The 19,021-nt window shown below is 73.7% G+C and carries 24 protein-coding genes; 8 read left to right on the forward strand and 16 right to left on the reverse strand.

The window, feature by feature from the left end:
- Positions 1 to 3: 3 nt before the first annotated feature.
- The 4 genes from GA0074692_RS21445 to GA0074692_RS36730 are packed head-to-tail and all read right to left on the reverse strand — an operon-like array spanning position 4 to position 4,678.
- Positions 4 to 1,317, reverse strand: a complete 1,314-nt coding sequence (locus GA0074692_RS21445) for a molybdopterin molybdotransferase MoeA (protein ID WP_091646961.1) — start codon at positions 1,315 to 1,317, stop codon at positions 4 to 6.
- Positions 1,314 to 2,276 (reverse strand): UTP--glucose-1-phosphate uridylyltransferase, encoded by a 963-nt coding sequence (locus GA0074692_RS21450; protein WP_091646962.1) that lies wholly within the window; start codon positions 2,274 to 2,276, stop codon positions 1,314 to 1,316. The genes GA0074692_RS21445 and GA0074692_RS21450 overlap by 4 nt, the downstream gene beginning before the upstream one ends.
- Before the next feature lie 9 nt (positions 2,277 to 2,285).
- Positions 2,286 to 3,842, reverse strand: coding sequence for a diguanylate cyclase (locus tag GA0074692_RS21455; RefSeq protein ID WP_425413350.1), 1,557 nt, complete (start codon positions 3,840 to 3,842; stop codon positions 2,286 to 2,288).
- Between the two features lie 8 nt (positions 3,843 to 3,850).
- Entirely contained in the window at positions 3,851 to 4,678 is an 828-nt protein-coding gene (locus GA0074692_RS36730) for a hypothetical protein (RefSeq protein WP_091646963.1), read from the reverse strand.
- 101 nt (positions 4,679 to 4,779) lie between these two features.
- Here GA0074692_RS36730 and GA0074692_RS21465 point away from each other — a divergent pair, with 101 nt between their 5' ends.
- The 3 genes from GA0074692_RS21465 (at position 4,780) to GA0074692_RS21475 (ending at position 6,699) form a co-directional block, all read left to right on the forward strand.
- The gene (locus GA0074692_RS21465) at positions 4,780 to 5,400 is read left to right on the forward strand and encodes a 5-formyltetrahydrofolate cyclo-ligase (protein ID WP_091646964.1); all 621 of its coding nucleotides are present in this window, start codon (positions 4,780 to 4,782) and stop codon (positions 5,398 to 5,400) included.
- 72 nt (positions 5,401 to 5,472) lie between these two features.
- Complete coding sequence (locus GA0074692_RS21470; RefSeq protein ID WP_245730406.1) at positions 5,473 to 5,871, forward strand: FmdB family zinc ribbon protein; 399 nt, start codon at positions 5,473 to 5,475, stop codon at positions 5,869 to 5,871.
- 255 nt (positions 5,872 to 6,126) lie between these two features.
- The gene (locus GA0074692_RS21475; protein WP_091646965.1) at positions 6,127 to 6,699 is read left to right on the forward strand and encodes a CpaB family protein; all 573 of its coding nucleotides are present in this window, start codon (positions 6,127 to 6,129) and stop codon (positions 6,697 to 6,699) included.
- A 118-nt stretch (positions 6,700 to 6,817) separates the two neighbouring features.
- On the opposite strand, the gene GA0074692_RS34885 is transcribed toward GA0074692_RS21475, so the two are convergent.
- Entirely contained in the window at positions 6,818 to 6,991 is a 174-nt protein-coding gene (locus GA0074692_RS34885; protein WP_176738534.1) for a hypothetical protein, read from the reverse strand.
- 89 nt (positions 6,992 to 7,080) lie between these two features.
- Between GA0074692_RS34885 and GA0074692_RS21480 the strand changes: the two genes are divergently transcribed.
- Complete coding sequence (locus GA0074692_RS21480) at positions 7,081 to 7,395, forward strand: hypothetical protein (RefSeq protein ID WP_091646966.1); 315 nt, start codon at positions 7,081 to 7,083, stop codon at positions 7,393 to 7,395.
- A 78-nt stretch (positions 7,396 to 7,473) separates the two neighbouring features.
- On the opposite strand, the gene GA0074692_RS21485 is transcribed toward GA0074692_RS21480, so the two are convergent.
- Positions 7,474 to 7,956 carry a DUF2231 domain-containing protein gene (locus GA0074692_RS21485; RefSeq protein ID WP_091653881.1) on the reverse strand — a complete coding sequence of 161 codons (483 nt, stop codon included), beginning with the start codon at positions 7,954 to 7,956 and terminating at the stop codon, positions 7,474 to 7,476.
- 177 nt (positions 7,957 to 8,133) lie between these two features.
- Here GA0074692_RS21485 and GA0074692_RS21490 point away from each other — a divergent pair, with 177 nt between their 5' ends.
- Both GA0074692_RS21490 and GA0074692_RS21495 read left to right on the forward strand, forming a co-directional pair.
- The gene (locus GA0074692_RS21490; RefSeq protein WP_091646967.1) at positions 8,134 to 8,562 is read left to right on the forward strand and encodes a Fur family transcriptional regulator; all 429 of its coding nucleotides are present in this window, start codon (positions 8,134 to 8,136) and stop codon (positions 8,560 to 8,562) included.
- Positions 8,563 to 8,637: 75 nt separating this feature from the next.
- Positions 8,638 to 9,501, forward strand: coding sequence for an oxygenase MpaB family protein (locus GA0074692_RS21495; protein WP_091646968.1), 864 nt, complete (start codon positions 8,638 to 8,640; stop codon positions 9,499 to 9,501).
- Positions 9,502 to 9,552: 51 nt separating this feature from the next.
- Here the strand turns inward: GA0074692_RS21495 and GA0074692_RS21500 are convergent, their stop codons facing one another.
- The 10 genes from GA0074692_RS21500 to GA0074692_RS21540 all read right to left on the reverse strand — a co-directional run bounded on the left by GA0074692_RS21500 (position 9,553) and on the right by GA0074692_RS21540 (position 17,488).
- The gene (locus GA0074692_RS21500) at positions 9,553 to 10,392 is read right to left on the reverse strand and encodes a RecB family exonuclease (RefSeq protein ID WP_091653885.1); all 840 of its coding nucleotides are present in this window, start codon (positions 10,390 to 10,392) and stop codon (positions 9,553 to 9,555) included.
- 275 nt (positions 10,393 to 10,667) lie between these two features.
- Entirely contained in the window at positions 10,668 to 11,546 is an 879-nt protein-coding gene (locus GA0074692_RS21505; protein WP_091653887.1) for a PHP domain-containing protein, read from the reverse strand.
- 144 nt (positions 11,547 to 11,690) lie between these two features.
- Positions 11,691 to 12,944, reverse strand: coding sequence for a hypothetical protein (locus GA0074692_RS21510; RefSeq protein ID WP_091646969.1), 1,254 nt, complete (start codon positions 12,942 to 12,944; stop codon positions 11,691 to 11,693).
- On the reverse strand, positions 12,941 to 13,654 hold the full coding sequence (locus GA0074692_RS21515) for a SigE family RNA polymerase sigma factor (RefSeq protein ID WP_091646970.1): 714 nt from the start codon (positions 13,652 to 13,654) through the stop codon (positions 12,941 to 12,943). The genes GA0074692_RS21510 and GA0074692_RS21515 overlap by 4 nt, the downstream gene beginning before the upstream one ends.
- A 98-nt stretch (positions 13,655 to 13,752) precedes the next feature.
- On the reverse strand, positions 13,753 to 14,619 hold the full coding sequence (locus tag GA0074692_RS21520) for a PH domain-containing protein (protein ID WP_091646971.1): 867 nt from the start codon (positions 14,617 to 14,619) through the stop codon (positions 13,753 to 13,755).
- Positions 14,620 to 14,625: 6 nt separating this feature from the next.
- Positions 14,626 to 14,784: a hypothetical protein gene (locus tag GA0074692_RS34890; RefSeq protein ID WP_176738536.1), complete on the reverse strand. Its 159-nt coding sequence runs from the start codon at positions 14,782 to 14,784 to the stop codon at positions 14,626 to 14,628.
- 132 nt (positions 14,785 to 14,916) lie between these two features.
- A complete protein-coding gene (locus GA0074692_RS21525) occupies positions 14,917 to 15,612 on the reverse strand; it encodes a DUF6758 family protein (RefSeq protein WP_342672852.1) in 696 nt (231 codons plus the stop codon).
- A 97-nt stretch (positions 15,613 to 15,709) separates the two neighbouring features.
- Entirely contained in the window at positions 15,710 to 16,333 is a 624-nt protein-coding gene (locus tag GA0074692_RS21530) for a TrmH family RNA methyltransferase (protein ID WP_091646973.1), read from the reverse strand.
- Positions 16,334 to 16,365: 32 nt separating this feature from the next.
- Positions 16,366 to 16,893 (reverse strand): hypothetical protein, encoded by a 528-nt coding sequence (locus tag GA0074692_RS21535; RefSeq protein WP_091653889.1) that lies wholly within the window; start codon positions 16,891 to 16,893, stop codon positions 16,366 to 16,368.
- Positions 16,894 to 16,972: 79 nt separating this feature from the next.
- Complete coding sequence (locus GA0074692_RS21540) at positions 16,973 to 17,488, reverse strand: MaoC family dehydratase (RefSeq protein ID WP_091646974.1); 516 nt, start codon at positions 17,486 to 17,488, stop codon at positions 16,973 to 16,975.
- A 497-nt stretch (positions 17,489 to 17,985) separates the two neighbouring features.
- On the opposite strand from GA0074692_RS21540, the gene trxA reads away from it, so the two are divergent.
- Entirely contained in the window at positions 17,986 to 18,348 is a 363-nt protein-coding gene (gene trxA, locus GA0074692_RS21545; protein ID WP_091646975.1) for a thioredoxin, read from the forward strand.
- A gap of 236 nt (positions 18,349 to 18,584) precedes the next feature.
- Positions 18,585 to 18,989, forward strand: a complete 405-nt coding sequence (locus tag GA0074692_RS21550) for a CoA-binding protein (protein ID WP_091646976.1) — start codon at positions 18,585 to 18,587, stop codon at positions 18,987 to 18,989.
- Positions 18,990 to 19,021: the final 32 nt, after the last annotated feature.

A 19,021-nucleotide genomic window follows, 5' to 3' on the forward strand; every position in this document is an offset into this window, starting at 1 on the left:
CGATCACCGGCGGCGGTCCAGCAGCAGCACGTCCACGGTGGAGCCGGCCGCAGCCGTGGTGACCCGCTCGCCGAGCACCATCAACCCGTTCGCCTCGGCCAGTCCGGAGAGGGTGAACGGCCCACCCGGCAGCGGCTGGACGGTGTAGCCGCCGCCGCGCCGCTCGGCCACGTGCGCGGGTCGGAACTCCCGCAGCCCGCCGGGGGACGTGATGGTCTCCAGCAGGTGTGCGCGGACGCTCGGTCGGAAGACCGGCTCCGCCCCGGCGAGCAGGTTGATCGCGGGACGGGCCAGCACCTCGAAGCCGATCATCGCGGCACCGGGTTCACCGGGCAGACAGACCACCGGCACCTCCTCGGCCCCGACCGTACCGAACCCGAGGGACGTACCCGGATAGAGGGCGACCTCGGTGAAGGTCACCGGTCCGGCGCGGCCGCCCTCCCGGCGGGTGAGGATGCGGCGGACCATGTCGCCCGGCCCGGTGCCGGTGCCACCGGTGGTGATGATCAGGTCGGCCCGCAGGGTCTGGTCCTCCAGCAGGCCGCGCAGCGCCTCCGGGTCGTCGTCGCAGATGCCCACCCGGTACGCCAGCGCGCCCACCTCGGCGGCGGCGGCGGTCAACGCGTGCGAGTTGGCGTCCACCACCTGCCCGGGCTGGCTGCCCCGGCCCACGTCGACCAGTTCGTCACCGGTGGCCACGATGACCACCCGGGGGCTGGGACGGACCACCACGTGCCCGAGGCCGGTGGCGGCGAAGACCGCGACCAGCGCCGGGGAGACGTACGTGCCGGCACGGGCGAGCAGTCGGCCGGCGGGCAGTTCCTCGCCGGCCCGGCGGACCCCGTACCCCCGTTTGGGGACGCGGAAGATCTCGACGGCGGCCATGCCCTGGTCGGTCCACTCGACCGGCACCACCACGTCCGCGCCGGCCGGCAACGGCGCGCCGGCCGCCACCGAGAAGCACGAACCCGGGGTGAGCCGGACCGGTCGCCAACTGGCCGCGCCCAGGTCACCGACGACGTTCAACCGGACGATACGGCCGCCCGGCGATCCGGCGTGGCCCGAGGCGTACCCGGCGCCCCGGCCGGCACCGGAGAAGTCCTCCCAGCGTGCCGCGTACCCGTCGACCGCGGCCTGGTCGAAGGCCGGGTACGAGTGCGGCGCGACGACGTCCTCGGCGAGGACGTTGCCGTACGACTGGGTGAGGTCGAGGTCGAGCGGAGGCAGCGCGCGGAGCCTGCGCAGCACGCTGCCCAGGTAGTCGGCGAGCGGCGTCAACTCGTTCGCGGCCGCCTCGGCGTCGGCCGTCGCGGTCATGTACTAGGACCGCCCGACGCGTCGGAGGCGACGAACTCCCCCAGCCACTTGCGGAACTCGGCGCCCAGGTCCTCCCGTTCGGCGGCGATCTGCACCACGGTCTGCAGGTAGCCCAGCGGCATGCCGGTGTCGTAGCGGGTGCCCCGGTAGACGATGGCGTGCACCGGTGTGCCCTCGCTGCGCAGCAGCTCCATCGCGTCGGTGAGCTGGATCTCGCCGCCGCTGCCCGGCCCGGTCCGCCGGATCGCGTCGAAGATCGTGCCGGGCAGGACGTACCGGCCGAGGACGGCCAGGTTGCTCGGGGCGTCCTCCGGCTTGGGCTTCTCCACCATGCCGGTGACCCGGACGACCTCGCCGATGTCGGTCAGCTCCGACTCGGCCGGCTCGACCGAGGCGATGCCGTACCGCTTGGTCTCGCTCGGGTCGACCTCGAAGAAGGCCAGCACGATGCCGCCGGTGCGGGCCTGGAGCTCCAGCATGGCCGGCAGCAGCGGCTCGGACGGCTTGACGAACTCGTCGCCGAGGAGCACCGCGAACGGCTGGTCGCCGACGTGGGACTCGGCGTACCCGACGGCGTGGCCGAGACCGAGCTGCTCGGGCTGCCGGCAGGTGTAGACCTCGGCCAGCTCGCTCGGGCGGCGGACGGCGGCCAGCCGCTCCGCATCACCCTTCTCCTCCAGCCGTGCCTCCAGGTCCGGCCGGCGGTCGAAGTGGTCGACCATCGAGGTCTTGCCCCGACCCGTGATCAGCAGGACGTCACCGATCCCGGCCGCGGTGGCCTCCTCGACGATGTACTGCAACACCGGCCGGTCGACCACCGGCAGCAGTTCCTTGGGCACCGCCTTCGTCGCGGGCAGGAAGCGGGTGGCCAGACCGGCCGCCGGAATGACGGCCTTGACCGCCCGGGGACGGCCGCTCGAGGTGGGCGCCGCTGAAGGATTCGCTGGTTGCTCCGACATGTCGCGAGACTATCGGCCACGGCTCTGCCGCGGCGGGTGTGGCCCGGAAGACGCGCCGCCGTCGGGGACGTGACGCACACCTCCACCGGCCCCGGCGCGGGGCATACCGTCCTCGGGTGGGACCGCCGCCGCCCGGACGGTGATCTCCTCGGTCGCCGGCCGCACCGGCACCGGGGCCACCCGGTACGTGTCCCGGCCGGCCGCCTTCGCCGCGTACAGGGCCTCGTCGGCGGCGTCGAGCACCTGCTGGGCGGTGCTGGCGTGGTCGGGGTAGACGGCGATGCCCACCGACACGGTGACCGGGATCCGCACCGGGTTGGCGTCCGGCAGCCCGGAGTGCGACTCGGTCACGATCGGGCTGTCCCGGACCACCGCGCCGAGCCGCTCCGCCAGGATCGCCGCGCCCCGCGCGTCGGTTTCCGGCAGCAGCAGGACGAACTCCTCACCGCCCTGCCGGAAGGCCAGGTCCACCTCGCGGATCTCGCCGCGTACCCGGCGGGCGAACTCGACCAGCACGGCGTCGCCGACGGCGTGCCCGTACGTGTCGTTGACCGTCTTGAACAGGTCCAGGTCCAGGGCGAGGACGCTGAGCATCCGGCGGAACCGGCTGGCCCGCTCCACCTCACGGCGGATCGACTCGTGGAGGTAGCGGTAGTTCCAGAGCCCGGTGAGCGGGTCGGTCAGCGAGAGACGTTGCGCCTCCTCGTGCAGCCGGACGTTCTCCACCGCCACCGCCGCGTGCCCGGCGAACGTCCGCAGGGTGGCCAGGTCGTCGTCGTCGAACCCGTCGGCGCCGAGCCGGTCGTAGAGGACCAACACACCGAGCGTGCCCGGGGCCGCCTCGCCGGCGAGGGCGGCTCCCCCGAGAGTGTCGGCCGTCGCCGGGCCGGTGAGGGCGGCCCGTCCGGGGATGTCGGCCGTCGCCGGGCCGGTGAGGGCGGCCCGTCCGGAGGTGTCGGCCGTCGCCGGGCCGGGCGCGGCGAAGGGCACCGCCAGGTAGCTCCGCCCGGCCGGCTCGCCGGGCAGTTCGTCGCCCGCTTCGGTCCGGCCCCGACGGGGCTCGCCGGTGGCCGCCACCGCCCCCAGGATTCCGCTGCCCACCGGCACCCGCAGCAGGGCCAGCTCCCCGGGGCCGGACGTCCCGGCCCCGACCCGTCCGTCCGCGCCCAGCCGGCTCTCGTCCGGCCCGGTTCCGTCCAGCCCGGTTCCGTCCAGCCGGCTCTCGTCCGACCCGATCTCGTCCGACCCGATCTCGTCCGACCCGATCTCGTCCGGCCCGGTTCCGTTCGGTCCGGCCATGCAGCGGCCGACGAGGACCCCGTCCTCCTCCACCAGCAGCACCGCGCCGGACCGCGCGCCGGTCGCGGCGACTGCGCTGTGCAGGATGACCCGCAGGATGCGGTCCAGGTCGTGGGTGCTGGCCAGGGTGTCGCCGAGTACCGCGAGGTGCCCCCGCAACTGGTCCCGGCTGCTGGTCAGGGCGACCACGTAGGACTGCGTCTCCCGGGTCATCCGGTTGAACGTGCCGGCGAGCCGGCCGATCTCGTCGTGGCTGCGTACCGGCACCCGGGCGGTCAGGTCCCCCGGGCGACGCGGTCCACGGCGTACGCCAGCTCGGCCAGCGGCCGGGTGGTCACCCGGGCCAGCCGCGCGGCGGCGAGCACGGCGAGGAGGCCGGCGAGCAGCACCGTGGCGACCAGGGCCGCGTGCAGGCCGGGTGACTGGTCGCTGGGTACGGAGAGGAGCAGTGGCAGCGGCTGGCCGGGAGCCGGTCCGGCCCGGCGGACGTACCGCCCGTCACCGGTGCCGGTGACCCGGTCGTCGCCGGCCGGGGCGGCGGCGGCCAGCACCTCGTCGCGTACGCCGGTCGCCTCGGTGGTCTGCGCGATGCCGGCGTCACCGGTCAGGAGGGTGATCTCGACGCCGGTGACCGCGGCGAGCCGGGCCACGAAGCCGGGGTCGACGAGTTGGGCGACGGCGACTCGGCCCAGCATGCCCCCGGCCCGGTCGCGCAGCTCCACCTCGGCACTGAGCGCCCGGACCGGACCGTCGGCCGGGGTGGTACGGGCGCAGTCCAGCCAGGGGCGGTCCGGCGCGCCGGGCGTGGTGTGGACGACCCGTCCGGTCACGTCGGTGACCAGCACGGCGGCGGCAAGGCCCCGGCCGACGACCTGGTTCGCCGCGCCGGCCCGGCCGACCGGGTCCGCACCGCTGAGGGCGACCGCGTCGGCGGCGGCCCGCAACTGCTGGCAGAGGGCGGTGACGGAGGTCCGGACCGCCCCGACGGCCAGCCCGAGCCGTTCGGCGGAGCGGCGCTGGTCGACCGTGGCCAGGGTGGTGCCGACAAAGAACGCGCCGAGCAGGACCGGGCCGAGCACCACCGTGAGGAAGGCTGCGGTCAACCGTCCGCGTAGCGTCACTCTTCCCCCCGGAAGTCCTACGCCCGATGCTGCGATGCTTACACAGTGACACCGCTGTACGAGCGTTGCGTCAGGAGTGTTGCGTGACGGATTTTTCTGATGAAGCAGAAGAGGCCCCTGGGGCGAAGCGCGACACCCGGGTGGAACTGCTCGCGCGCCGCCGGGCCCTGGGGGCCGGGGAGCGCGCCGCCGCCGCGACCGCCGTGGCGGGCACGCTGGTCGACCTGGTACGCCGGCTGCGTCCGCGCCGGATGACCGGGTACGTGCCGGTGGGCTCCGAGCCGGGCGGGCCGGACCTGCCGGAGGTGCTGCGGTCGGCCCTGTCGCCGGGGGCGGAGTTGCTGCTACCGGTGCTCCGGGACGACCTCGACCTGGACTGGGCCGGATACTCCGGTCCGGCGGCCCTGGTGGCGGCCGGGCGGGGGATCCGCGAGCCGGTCGGGCCCCGGCTCGGCCGGAGCGCGGTGGCCGGGGTGGAGCTGGTGGTCGTACCGGCGCTGGCGGTGGACCGGCAGGGAATCCGGCTCGGCCGGGGCGGCGGATCGTACGACCGGGCGCTGGCCCGGATGCCCGCCGGAGCGTGGACGGTCGCCCTCCTGCACGACGGTGAGCTGGTCGACCGGCTGCCCGCCGAGCCGCACGATCGTCCGGTGCGTGCGGTGGTCACGCCGACCGGTGGGCTACAGGTCTTGACCACACCTTGACCACTCCGGCTGGACGAACCCGGGTCAGATGGCGCACCATTGGCACTCGAACAGGTGGAGTGCCAACAGGCTGTGCCAGATCCGGAGGAGAACGTGCCCACGTACCAGTACGCCTGCACCGCGTGCGGCCACCAGCTCGAGGCGGTGCAGTCCTTCTCTGACGAGCCGCTGACCGAGTGCCCGGCGTGTGCGGGTCGGCTGCGCAAGCTGTTCAACTCGGTCGGCATCGTCTTCAAGGGCTCCGGCTTCTACCGCACCGACTCGCGTTCGGCCGGCTCGGACTCGCTGACCAGCGGCAAGGGGGGCAAGTCCGACTCGTCGTCCGGCGGGTCCTCCGGCGGTGACTCCGGCTCGTCGTCCTCTTCCTCGTCGTCGTCCGCCAGCAGCGGCGGCAGCTCCGGCGGATCGTCGAACGGCTCCTCCGGGGGCTCCTCGACGGCGAAGGCCCCCGCGGCCAGCGCCTCCTCCTGACCGATCCGGCCCCTGCGCGAGGCGACACCCTGCGCTTCGGTCGGCGAGGACCACGCGTCAGCCGGTCGGCCACCCGGGGCAGTCCCGGCCATAGCAGATCCACTCCGCCGCCGGGCGTTTTCCACAGGCGCGCGGGTCGTCCACAGGCGGCCCGCGCCGCCGTCCCGCACCGCCTAGCCTGCTGTCCCGGCGCGCTCCAGCGCGTCGGCGACGACCGGGGACCAGCTCACCCCGGCGACGGTGAGGGAGGCGGGCATGCGCTTCGGTCGTACGGTCGGCGAACGGTCACTACGTCCGGTCCGGTGGCCGGGCCGGCCCGGTGGGAGCACCCTGCTCCGGGTGGGGCTCGTCGCCGCGCTGCTCGGCCTGGCCGCCACCGTCCTGCACACCCCGCCCGAATGCGGTCCGGCCCCGGGCGCGGCTCCCGCCGGGGCGCGCCCGTCCCCGAGCAGCCCACCGGCGCGCTCCTCCCCCGCCGACCCGTCGTCCCCGGCGGCCGAGGGGCCGACCGGTGCCGGCGAGCCGGGCGACCGGTCCGGCGGGACGCTTCCCCTACCCGCTGGCACGGTCGGCCTGCCGGTACGGCTGGCCGAACCGGCCGCCCTCGCCGTCGTCCGCCCCGGCGACCGGGTGGACCTGCTGGCCGTACCCGCCACCGGACCGGTCACGACGGTCCTGGTCGCCTCCCGGGCGCTGGTCCTCGACGTGGTCGGCGCCGACGAACTGGACGGCTCGTCCGCCCTCTACCTGGCCCTCGCGCCGCCGCAGGCGGAACGGGCGGTCGGGCAACCGGAGGGCAGCCGGTTCGCGGTCATCGTGCGCGGCTGACCCCACTCGGAGTGGTCCCACCGGCTGACCACTCCGGCCAGCCCCACCGGAATGACCCGGTGACCGGCGGGACGGCCGGGCCACGTCGGCCGTTCAGCACCGGCCGCACCGGTTCGCGTCAGTCCCAGTGCGGCGGACGCTCGGCGAGCAGCCGGTCGTCGTTGTCACGGGTCGACTCGCCCCAGCCCCGGTCGGTGTCGTCGGTGGTCTGCTCGGGCAGCACCACGAAGTCGTCGCTCAGGTCGACGACGCGGTCGTCGTCGCCGGACGGGTTCAGCAGCCGCTCCTCCACGAGCCGAGCGTAGCCCAGCGCACCGCCATCCTCGTCTCCGCGAGCCGCGTCCCGGTGCTGCGTGCCGGCGCCCGGTAGCGTCGGACGGCGTGACGACGCCCCACGGTTCCGAGGACGACTACTGGCGTCGGCCGCCGTCCGGCGAGCCCACGCCGCCAGCGGCGACCACCCCACCGCCAGCCAGCGGATACACCGGTCCGCCACCGACCACCGCGCCCCCGCCGGGCTGGCGTCCACCGCTGCACCTGCAACCGCCGCCGCCCCGCCGGCTTCCCCCACAGGACCCGGACGCGCTGGACGCCGCCGAGCAGCGGGCCCAACGGGTCACCCAGGTCGTGGGGACGGTGGTCGGAGTGGTGCTGCTGGTGGTGATCTGCCTGCTCTGCTCGCGGGCGCTGTTCTGAGCGGTCGCCGGCCGGGCTCAGCGGGTTGCCGGCCGGGCTGTCCAGCCAGGCCCGGGCGGGTGGGTAGGGCGGTGCCGGTCAGACCACGCCGTCCCAGACCGCCCGGGCGCCCGTCTCACCGGTCAGGTAGACGAGGGTGGACGCGACCACGGCCAGGCCGACCACCACGACCGTCAGCACCACTGGCAGCCACGACGGCAGCGCCCGGGCGCGGGCCCGACCGCTGGTGGCCAGCAGCAACACGATCGCTGCGACGGCCAGTGCCACGGTGGCCCAGAGCAACTGGTCGCCGTATCCGGAGTGGGTCTCCACCTGGGAGAGGATCTCCGGCGGGTAGCCGCTGTCCCGGAGCGCCTTCTCGAACGCCTCGCCGGACTCGGTCGCCACCCAGGCGATCACCGGCGTCACCACGGCCAGCGCCGCCACCGCCCAGCCGAGGCGGTCACGCCATCGGGGCAGCACCCCGTACGCGACGGCCAGCAGCGCCAGCAACGGCACGAACACCACGACGGCGTGCACGATCAGGACGTGTTGCGGCAATCCCGCGATCTTCTCAAACACCGCCACCTCCGGTTGACTTCCGCGCCGCGCCAGCGTACGTCGCATTCCTGTCCGGCTGATTACACGCGTCAAACCGGGATCCGGTTCGGTGCCACCGCCGGTGACCTGGGCTGTGGCCGGGGCCACGTGTCCCGGAGGCCGGTTGTCGCCCCCACCGTGGCGTGCTGTGATTGATTCATGTCCACTACCGAGGAGCTGCTCAGGTCGAGGGGCCTGCGGGTCACCCGGCCCCGGCTCGCCGTCCTGGACGTCCTCGCCGCCGGTGGGCACCTCGAGGTCGAGGAGATCGCCCGGCGGGTCCGCGAGCGGCTGGACTCGGTCTCCACCCAGGCGGTGTACGACGTCCTCGGCGCGCTCTCCCGGGCCGGCCTGTCTCGCCGGATCGAGCCGGCCGGCAGCCCCGCCCGGTTCGAGGCACGGGCCGGGGACAACCACCACCACGTGGTCTGCCGGGGTTGCGGCGACATCGCCGACATCGACTGTGCCGTCGGCAGCGCCCCCTGTCTGGATCCGAACATCGCCCACGGCTTCGAGGTCGACGAGGCGGAAGTGACCTTCTGGGGGCTCTGCCCCACCTGCCAGGCCCGCCGCTCCGCCGACGTCTGACCGACCATCGCCCGCGGGTCAGTGGGCGGCCGTCGATCCGGCGCAGCCCGTCCCCGAGCGTGGCACTCTTGGTCGGTGGCATCCGATGACACCGGCCTCTTCGGTCCCAACTCGGTGACCTGGAAGGTGCACGAGGAACCCGTCCTGCTCGTCGCCGCCCTGCGCTCGCTCTACCTCCAGGCCCTGCACCCCCGGACGATGGCCGGCGTGGCGCAGAACAGCGATTACCGCCGGGACGCGTGGGGCCGGCTGGTGCGCACCGCCACCTACGTGGCGACCACGATCTACGGCACCACCGCCGAGGCGGAGGCGGCCGGACGCCGGCTGCGGGCCCGGCACGCCCGGCTCCGGGCCGTCGACCCGGCCACCGGCGAACCGTTCCGGATCGACGATCCGGACCTGCTGCGCTGGGTGCACGTCACCGAGGTCGAGTCGTTCGTCGGCACCGCCCGGCGGGCCGGGCTGTCCCTGACCGACGCCGAGGTGGACCGTTACTACACCGAGCAGCGTCGGGCGGCGGCCCTGGTCGGGTTGGACCCGGACACCGTCCCCGGCACCGCTGCCGAGGTGGACGACTACTACCGGCGGATCCGGCCGGAGCTGCGGATGACCCGGGAGGCGGCGGAGACCGCGCTCTTCCTCACCGCCCCGCCGCTGCCCGGGAACTTCAGTCTGCCGGTGCGGCTCGGCCTCACCCTCGGTCCGCCCCGCTGGGCGTACTTCGGCGTCGCCGGTACGGCGCTGGGGCTGCTGCCCGGCTGGGCACGCCGGCTCTACGGCGGCCTCGGGCTGCCCACCACGGCCCTCTCCGCCGAGGTGGGGCTCCGGGCGCTGCGTCTGGCGCTGGCCGCCGTGCCGCAGCGCTACTGGGAGGGGCCGCTCCAGCAGGCCGCCAAGGCCCACGCCGCCCGGCTCGCCAGCCCGCCCCTGCCGGTCTGACCGCCTTTCGCCCGTCTCGACAACCCGGCCGGCGCTGAGGACACGAGCCGGTCAGTTCCGTGCGGTCGGGTCCGGGGCGTGTTCCATGGCGGCCCACGGCTCCCGGCCCGGGACCTGCGCCCCGTCCGGGCAGATCCGCCGGTAGTCACACCAGCCGCAGCGGGTGCTGGGCAGGGTGGGGAACGCCTCGTCGGGCTCGGCCCCGTCGGCGACGGCCCGCTCGGCGGCCATGATGTCCCGCGCGGTCTCCTCGGCCCGGCCGACCTGCCGGGCGAGGGACTCGGGGGTGTGCTCGTGGGCGGCGACCGTACCGGTCGGCAGGTGGTGCAGCTCCACCCGGCGACACGGCCGGCGGAACACCCGTTCCGCGGCGTACGCGTAGAGCGCCAGGGCCTGGGAGCCCCGGGCGTCGTCGGCGTCCAGCCCGGTCCGGCCGGTCTTGTAGTCGACGATCACCAGCTCGGGGCCGTCCGGGCCGGGGCGGGAGTCGATCCGGTCGGCGCGACCGTTGAGGGCCAGCACGGCGGTCTTCGCCGCCACCGTCCGCTCCACCCCGACCGGCTCGACCGCCGGGTCGAGGGTTTCCACGTACGCCTCCAGCCAGGACAGCGCCCGCCGGAAGGCGGCCCGCTCCTGCTCGTCGTCGCGGTAGCCGTCGCGGACCCAGGTGCCCTTGAGCAGGGCGGCCAGCGCCTCCGGGCGACGCCGGTCGGCGGGGAGTGCGTACCAGTTCTTCAGGGCGGTGTGCACGCTCGCGCCGAGCGAGTTGTGCGCCCACGGTGGCCCCTTCGGCGGGGCCGGCCGGTCGACGTAGGAGTAGCGGTAGCGCCGGGGGCAGTCGGCGTACGACCCGAGTTTGCTCGGTGTGCAGACGAACAACCGCTCCGGCATGCCGGCGAAGCCGAGCTGCTCGGGCTGCTCGGCGCGGGGGCGGGGCGCACGGCCGCTGGTGGCGCGGCCGGACCGGTCGGCTGGGGAACGTCGCACACCGCGATCCTGCCATCCCGGTACGACAGGTCGGAAACCGACGAGTCGGACGGCCCTGTCGTCCGGGCGGGGCCGGTGGAGCCTGAGGCCGGTGAGACCGGGGCCGGGAGGCCGGTGAGACCGGGGCCGGGAGGCCGGTGAGACCGGACGGCCCGGACGCCAGAGAGCCTCGTCGCGGGTCAGGCTGAGGCAACCGGACGCACCCCGGTGGCCTCCGCGACGATCCGCTCGTACGCCTGCGGACTGGTGGTGTGGGCGCCCAGCCGGACAGTCTTGTGCGTGCCGTGGAAGTCCGACGAGCCGGTCACGAGCAGTCCGAGCCGGGCGGCGAGGGCCCGCACGTGCTCCCGTTCGGCCGGCGAGTGGTCCTCGTGGTCGGCCTCGAGCCCGGCCAGGCCGACCGCCGCCAGCTCGACGATCAGCTCGTCCGGCACGATCCGGCCCCGGCGGCTGGCCCGGGGGTGGGCGAAGACCGGCACCCCGCCGGCCGCCCGGACCAGCGCCACCGCCTCGAAGACGTCGATGTCCTCCTTGGCGACCCGGTAGCGGCTGCCCAGCCACCGCGACCCGAACGCCTCGCTGGTGGTCGCCACCAGCCCGGCCCGGATCAGCGCCGCCGCGATGTGTGGTCGGCCGATCGAGCCGCCGGCTGCGGCAGTGTGGATCTCCGTCCAGCTCACCTCGACGCCGTCGGCCCGCAGCAACTCGACGATGCGCTCCCCACGGGCCTCCCGGGAGGCCCGCACCCGGGCCAGCTCGGCGGCGAGCGCCGGGGCGTCCGGGTCGAAGAGGTACGCGAGCAGGTGCAGCGACACCGCCGGCTGCACCCCGTTCCAGAGGCAGGAGATCTCCGCGCCCCGGATCAGGGTGAGCCCCGGCGGCAGTGCCTGCCGCGCCGGCTCCCATCCGGCGGTGGTGTCGTGGTCGGTGATCGCCACGACGTCGAGCCCGGCGTCGGCGGCGGCCCGCACCAGTTCGGCCGGGGTCAGGGTGCCGTCGCTGGCGGTGGAGTGGGTGTGCAGGTCGATCCGGGACGGGGTGGACGAGGATCGCGGGATCACCGCCCGGACGTTACTCCCGCCGCCGCCGGCCGTCCCGCCCCGGGAGCGGCCGGCCGGCGGGACGGACCGGCGGGGCCGGGGCCGTCGATGGCGGCGGGACCTCGTCCGACGGCGGGCTGGGCATCGGCTGCGGGGCGACGGTCAGAGGGCTGCGCTGGCGACGAGCGCGAGACGCTGGCCCGCTGGCAGGCCCGGCACCGCCGTGGCGACGGCCGGTGCCGGGCTCCGGTCGAGCCGGAGCCGCACCAGCGTCCCGTCGACCGCCGGATAGACGACCTCGTCGGACGGCCACGCCGCCGCGCCGGCCACCGCCGGCCCCACGGAGCGGACCACCGGTTTCGCGCCGAACGCCTGCCCGAGGTCGACCAACAGGGCCGAGTGGGCCGTGGACGGGCTGTCAGGGACGCTGTTCACCAGCAGCCACCGCCCGTCCGGGGAGACCGACCCCGGCCCGTCCCCGATCGGGGGCACCGCGCAGCCGGTGACGGCTGCGGCCAGGTCGCGGGCGGGATCGAGCAGGGCCAGGCACGGGCGGGACGAGGCGTCGCCGGTGACCCGGGCGACCAGCCTGCCGTCCGGAAGCCGGCCGTAGACGTCGAGGGTGGACCGGTCCGCGCCGGCCCGGAACGGGCTGCCGTCGGCCATCCAGAGGGCGAAGCCCGGCCGGTCCGCTCGTACCCGGAGCAGGACGCCGTCGTCGACGAACCCGACCGGTGCCGCCGACTCGGGGGCGGTCGTCCGCAGCCCCGGGAGCAGCTGGCCGTTGGCGATCGTGGCGGTGTTCAGCTCGGTCCCCTCCCGCCAGGCGAGACGCCTGCCGGCCGGGTCGGCCGCCACGGCGTCCGCCCCGGCGAGCAGCACCCGGTGGGTGCCGGTGCCCCCCATCAACCACACCGTCCGCCCGGCCGCGCTGCGCGTGCCGATGAGCAGCAGTCCCTCCGCGGTCGGCAGGGCCCGCTCGACCGGACCGATCCCGCCGAGATCCCTCCCCCGGCCGTCGACGACCAGGGTGGAGCCGGCGACCAGTGACAGCCCTGCGAACGCCGGCCCGTCGAAGGCCACTGTCGGTTCCGGAGCGGTCGGTGTCGCGGGCGGTCCGGTCGGGTCGCCGAGCAGCACGGTCGGGCTGGTGTACTGCGCGGTGCCGGTGTCGATCTGGGCGATGCCGGTGCTGACCGTCGCGACCGCGACCGCGGCCAGGGCCACCCCGGTCAGCGTCCGTCGGCGTTGCATCCGCTCGGCCCGGCGTACCGCCTGGCCGGCCGGATCCACCGCGAGCGGCCGGGGTGCGGCGACCCGCCGGGCCAGCGTCTCCCGCAACGCCTGTTCCAGATCGTCCTGCGCCACGCGGAATGGACGCGGCGAACCGGTGCGCGGGTTGTCGGGGCGGTTCACCGGTTTTCCCTCGGGCCGGTCGATGCGGGTAGCGGGGTGGCGAGCACCGGTGGCCGGGCCGGGAGCGCCGGTGCCGGCTCGAGGTCGGTGACGGGGTCCGCCGGACCGGACGCACCGATGTCTGCGGCGGGTCGCGACGCCACCGGCCGCACCGGGGTACGCGCCACCGCACCGGCGGTGGACGGAGCCGGCGCCTCGGCAGCCAGGTCGAGAGCCTCCTCGGTGCCGAGCCGGCGGCGCAGCGTGTTCAGGGCCCGGGAGGTCTGGCTCTTCACCGTCCCGACGGAGATGCCGAGCAGCGCCGCCGTCTGCGCCTCGGAAAGGTCCTCGTAGTAGCGGAGCACCAGCACCGCCCGTTGCCGGGCCGGCAGGGCCCGCAGATGCCGCCAGAGCGCGTCCCGGTCGAGCTGCTGCTCGATCTCGTCGGTCGCGGCCCGCTCGGGCAGCACCTCGGTGGGGCGCTCGCCGTGCCAGCGCCGCCGCCACCAACTCGTCGACGTGTTGACCAGCACCCGCCGGGCGTACGGCTCGACGGCGTCGATCCCACCATTGCGCTTCCAGGCCAGGTAGGTCTTGGTCAGCGCGGTCTGGAGCAGGTCCTCGGCGGTCGCCCAGTCACCGGCGAGCAGGTAGGCGGTACGCAGCAGGGCTCCGGAGCGGGCCGCGACGAACTCGCGGAACTCCTCCTCCAGGTCGTCCCTGTCGGCCACCGCTCACCTCCCGACCGTCCTCTCTGGCAGGCTGCCATGATCGGGAGGTCAGGTCGACGGCGAAAAGGTGCGTGTCCCTCCGATGTTCGGACGGAAACCTACGCCCCGTCGTCCGCCTTCGCCTCGTCGGCCTCCTTGCCCAGCCGCGCCTCGACTGCCTGCGGCTCGTACATCTCCTCGACGACGCGCAGGTAGAGCTCGTTCGGGTTGGGCAGGTTCTTGACCTCGCGAAGCGCCTGGTCCTGGCCGGCGGACTCCAGCACGAAGGTGCCGTAGTTGAGGGCCCGGCCGGTCGGGGTCTGCTCGTACTTCATGTCGGTGACCCGGGCCAGCGGCATCATCGCGACCTTGCGGGTGATGATCCCGTTGACCACCATGACCCGCTTGTTGGTCAGGATGAACCGGTCGTACCACCAGTCCGCGACCTTCCACGCGACCCAGCCCATCACCGCGAACCAGAGCAGCACGGCGATGGTGGTCAGCGCGCCGACGTTCTGGCCGGCGAGGAAGCCGGAGAGGTAGCCGAGGACGAAGGTCGCGGCGACCCCGATCAGGATCGGCGTGGTGAGGTGGATCCAGTGCCGCTTCCACTCGCCCCGGTACCGCTCGGTGGGGAAGAGGTAGCGGGCCACCAGCGAGCTGGGCTCGTCCTCGAGGGGCAGCACCCGGCGCGGCGCCGAGCCGGCGGCGTCCGCCCGGAGACCGGCCAGCTCGTCGTCGCTGAAGACCGGCGGCTGATATTCAGCCTCCGGGTCACGGACCCAGGTGCGGCCGGAGCGAGCGTCGTCCGGATAGGGCGGGCCGTCGACGGGGTAGCCGAGGTCGTCCGGATAGGACGCCCGGTCGCCGTAGCCCGGCGGCGGGTCGTCGTCCGCCCGGTACCGGGGGATCGGCTCCGTGTCACGCTCCCGACGCTCCCGGTCGGGATCGTCGGGGTCGGGGGGCAGGCCGGAGGGGCTTCCCATCGCTGGCTAGGCGAAGACGTTGGTGAAGAAGTCGCCGAAGCCCTGCGCGATGTCCATGATGCCGCCACCGAGCGACTTGAAGACGTCAGCGGCGGAGTTGGGTTGGAACGCGATGAAGAAAATCAAGAACGCGACTCCGGCCCAGGTGAGGACCTTCTTGACCATGACGGGCCCATCCTCTCGCGCGGTGCCGGGTCCCATGCCGCAGCGGCACCCAGAGTATCAGTCAGGTGTCGTACGGTGAATACTGCGTCTGTTCTCCGACATTCCGGGAAACTTGTCAAGCCCCTTTGCTCGTCAAGCCTTCCCGTGCAGGTACGGAGAGGGCGCACCGTACACGAGCTCGGGCGGAGTCCACTCGGTCAAGTCGTGCAGGACGACGTCTTCCGCGAGGAGGTGACCCGCGCTCGCCGGCCAGGCTATCGCATGGAGCCACATTCCCCGAGCCTCGCCGGCGTACGCGCTTCGATCCGTCGAGGAATCGACGAGCCACAGTGGAGTGGGATGGCCCCCCACCCGGATCTTCGCGGTGGCGACGTGCCCGGGGTGCCCCGGGCCGGGATCGTCCAGCGCCTCGGTGAGCCGGGGTCCCGGGTCCGGGCCGGGCGTACCGGCCAGGCGGGTGCCCAGCCCCACGCCGGGCTCCTCGGCGACGAAGACCACGTCGGCCGGGCCGCCGCCGAGCGGGGCGGGACCGGCGCACGCCACCACGGTGGCGCGCACCCCGGTGCGGTCGTCGCCGGCCCAGGCAACGCCGGTCAGCGTCCAGCCGGGCGGCAGCGGCCAGGGGGACCAGAGGGGGACGGCCGGGGTATCCCCGGCGAGGCCGGCGGAGATCCGCTCCACCACGCTCGACACGATCTCCGGGCTGATGTGCTCCGGGATGTGCAACGGGGGAACGGGACCGCAGGACAGACAACGCGACTCGGTGTGCATCAGGTCCGGCCCCCGTACCGGTCCGCCACACCGCGGACAGCTCACCGAAACACTCATATCCACACGGTCACCCCGGATCGCCACCTCGTCAAGCGGAGCGGCTTTTTCGGTCACATCCCGCTCGCCACCTGGTAACGATCCGGGCCCGCGCAGGTCAGGCCGGGGGCGGACCGGCGTACGTCCGGACCCAGGCGTGCATGGCGATGCCGCTGGCCACTCCGGCGTTGATCGAGCGGGTCGAGCCGTACTGGGCGATCGAGAAGAGCTGTTCACAGGCGGACCGGGCCGCCTCGGAGAGCCCGGGCCCCTCCTGACCGAAGAGCAGTACGCAGCGCCGGGGCAGTGTGGTGGTCTCCAGCGGACAGGAGCCGGGCAGGTTGTCGATGCCGACCACGGGCAGGTCCCGACCGGCCGCCCAGGCGACGAACTCCTCGATCGTCTCGTGGTGCCGGACGTGCTGATAGCGATCGGTCACCATCGCGCCGCGCCGGTTCCAGCGCCGCCGTCCGACGATGTGCACCTCGGCGGCGAGGAAGGCGTTGGCGTTGCGCACCACGGTGCCGATGTTGAAGTCGTGCTGCCAGTTCTCGATCGCCACGTGGAAGTCGTGCCGGCGGCGGTCCAGGTCCTCGACCACGGCCTCCCGCCGCCAGTAGCGGTACCGGTCGACCACGTTGCGGCGGTCGCCCCCGGCGAGCAGTTCCGGGTCGTAGCGGGGGTCGTCGGGCGGGTCCCCGGGCCACGGGCCCACGCCGACGTCGAGCTGGTCACCGGTCACGCTGGCACAGCGTACGGTGCCCGGCGGTCGCCTCAGCGCAGACCCAGCGTCATCCCCAGCCGGTCGAGGAACCGCTGGTCGGTGGGGCTGAGTGCGGGGCCGCCGGGGGCCTCCCGGCAGACCCGGGCGGCGACCGACTGCACCCACTGTCGGTACGCCGCCGAGTCGGCCGGGTCGGCCCGCCGGCGGAGCACCCGGGCTGCCGTCCGACAGTCGGTGAGCAGATCCACCGGATCGGTCGGGACCGTTCCACGGCGGCGACGGCCCCGGCCGGACCGGTCGGGGCCCGTGGACTCGTCGTGTCGGGCGTAGATGGCGGCGACCACGGCGCGGACCAGGTCGGAGTCGAAGGCCCGTCCGGCGGCCACCGCTTCCAGGCCGGCGAGCCCGGCGGCGACGCCGCGCACCGGCCGACCGGGGGCCGGGGCGGTGGCCACGACGACCACCCGTCCGGGCAGACCGGTGAGCAGTTCCCACTCGGTGGCGGAGTAGACGGCGGTGGTCGACGGTGCGGCGCGACGGCCGGCGGCGGGCGGCTCTCCGGCGAGGGAGTGGCTCATCGGAACCTCCGGCGTCAGCATAAGCCGACTGTCCGGCGACCGAACCCCGGACCACCCGGGACACGGGGCGGATACGTGGTCAGCGGGGCTCGGGGAAGCTGGGCCGTTCCGGGTCGACGCCCTCCGGCACGGCCGCCACCGCGTACTCACGCTTGGGAACCATGACCCGGCGACGGAAGACGCAGACCAGGGTGCCGTCCTGCTTGTAGCCCCGGGTTTCCACGGTGACCACGCCCCGGTCGGGCTTCGACCCCGACTCGCGCTTGCCCAGCACGGTGGTCTCGCCGTAGATGGTGTCGCCGTGGAAGGTAGGTGCCACGTGCCGGAGCGACTCGACCTCGAGGTTGGCGATGGCCTTGCCGCTGACGTCCGGCACCGACATGCCCAGCAGGAGGGAGTAGACGTAGTTGCCGACCACCACGTTCCGCCCGAACTGGCTCGTATGCTCCGCGTAGTGGGCGTCCAGGTGCAGCGGGTGGTGGTTCATGGTGAGCAGGCAGAAGAGGTGGTCGTCGTACTCGGTGACGGTCTTGCCGGGCCAGTGCCGGTAGACCGCGTCGACCTCGAACTCCTCGTAGTAGCGGCCGAACTGCATCCCGGTCCCCTTAACCTGAGGGCGACGAAGTGCGACACAGTGTGCCTTATCGATGGTTAAGGCGGCTGCGAAGAGGTCCGGACGCAATGAGCGGCGGGGCCCTCCCCGGCACCCGCCGCCCACGCTCTGATGGGGAAGATTCTGCCCTACGAGATGTAACACGGAACAGAGATGCAAGTCACATTTATCTTTTCGTTACAGTGCGAAGAGTAACGGAGATCCACCGGTGGAGCGATCACCGCAGCCAGAATCACCCCTAGTCGCGGGGGATGTCCGCCGCGCAGCAGGCGGCACGACCGTCAATTTTCATGGGAACGCTCCCATTACGGCTTGTCACGCAAATGCAGGATGCAAGTGCAGATGGCACACAACTCGTTAACAGACATGTTTCGATCCCACTGGCGAGCTGCGGCGTTTCGACGTCACGCTCCCGGGAATTCGGAACGCCCCCACCTGGTTCCACCTGGCGTACCCAATCGCGCTGATCGGAGACTCGAATGGCAACCGTTGAGCTGACCACGGCGAACTTCGAAGAGGTGACCAGCCAGGACGGCATCGTCCTGGTCGACTTCTGGGCGGAGTGGTGCGGCCCGTGCAAGCGGTTCGCCCCGGTCTACGAGCGCGCCGCCGAGAAGCACCCGGACATCGTCTTCGGCAAGGTCGACACCGAGGCGCAGCAGGCGCTGGGCGCCCAGTTCGATATCCGGTCGATCCCGACGATCATGGCGATCCGCGACGGCGTGATCGTCTTCGCCCAGCCCGGCGCCCTGCCCGAGTCGGCCCTGGAGAACCTGATCGAGCAGGTCCAGGCGCTCGACATGACGGATGTCCGCAAGAAGCTGGCCGAGCACAACCACTGAGCCAGGACGACGGCTCCGGCCGGGTCTCGGACCCGGCCGGAGCCGTTGCATACCCACGTCCAGGCGGCGGTCGGGGCCCGCGATAGGACCCAGTCAGCACGAGCCGCGAGGCCACCCCTCACCCTCACGCGCCGATCATGAAGTTGTGGCAGGTGATTTGTGCTGATTGTTGAATTTGTGCGGTGCCACAAGTCCATGATCGACGAGGGAGTGGGCCGCCGGGTTACAGTCGGCTGATGCGTACCGCCCAGCAGATCCTCGCCGACGCCGCCGTGATCGCCGTGGTGGGCGCGTCCCGCGATCCCCGCAAGGCCGCGCACAGCGTGCCGGCCCAGATGCAGCGGTACGGCTGGCGGATCGTTCCAGTCAACCCGACCGCCGACGAACTGTTCGGTGAGCCGGTGTACCGCTCCCTGGCCGACATCCCGCACCCGGTGGACCTGGTGAACGTCTTCCGCCCCGCCGAGGACGCCGTCGAGGTGGTCCGGGAGGCGGTCGCGATCGGTGCCCCGGCCGTCTGGTTGCAGCTCGGGATCGTCTCGCCGCAGGCCCGCCGGATCGCCGAGGAGGCGGGCGTCGACTACATCGAGGACCGGTGCCTGGTCGTCGAGCGGGCCGCAGCCGGCCTCAGCCGCCGCTGAGCCACTCCCGGCCGGCGGACAGCCGCGCCCCG

This window comes from Micromonospora pallida, assembly GCF_900090325.1.
GTDB lineage: Bacteria > Actinomycetota > Actinomycetes > Mycobacteriales > Micromonosporaceae > Micromonospora > Micromonospora pallida.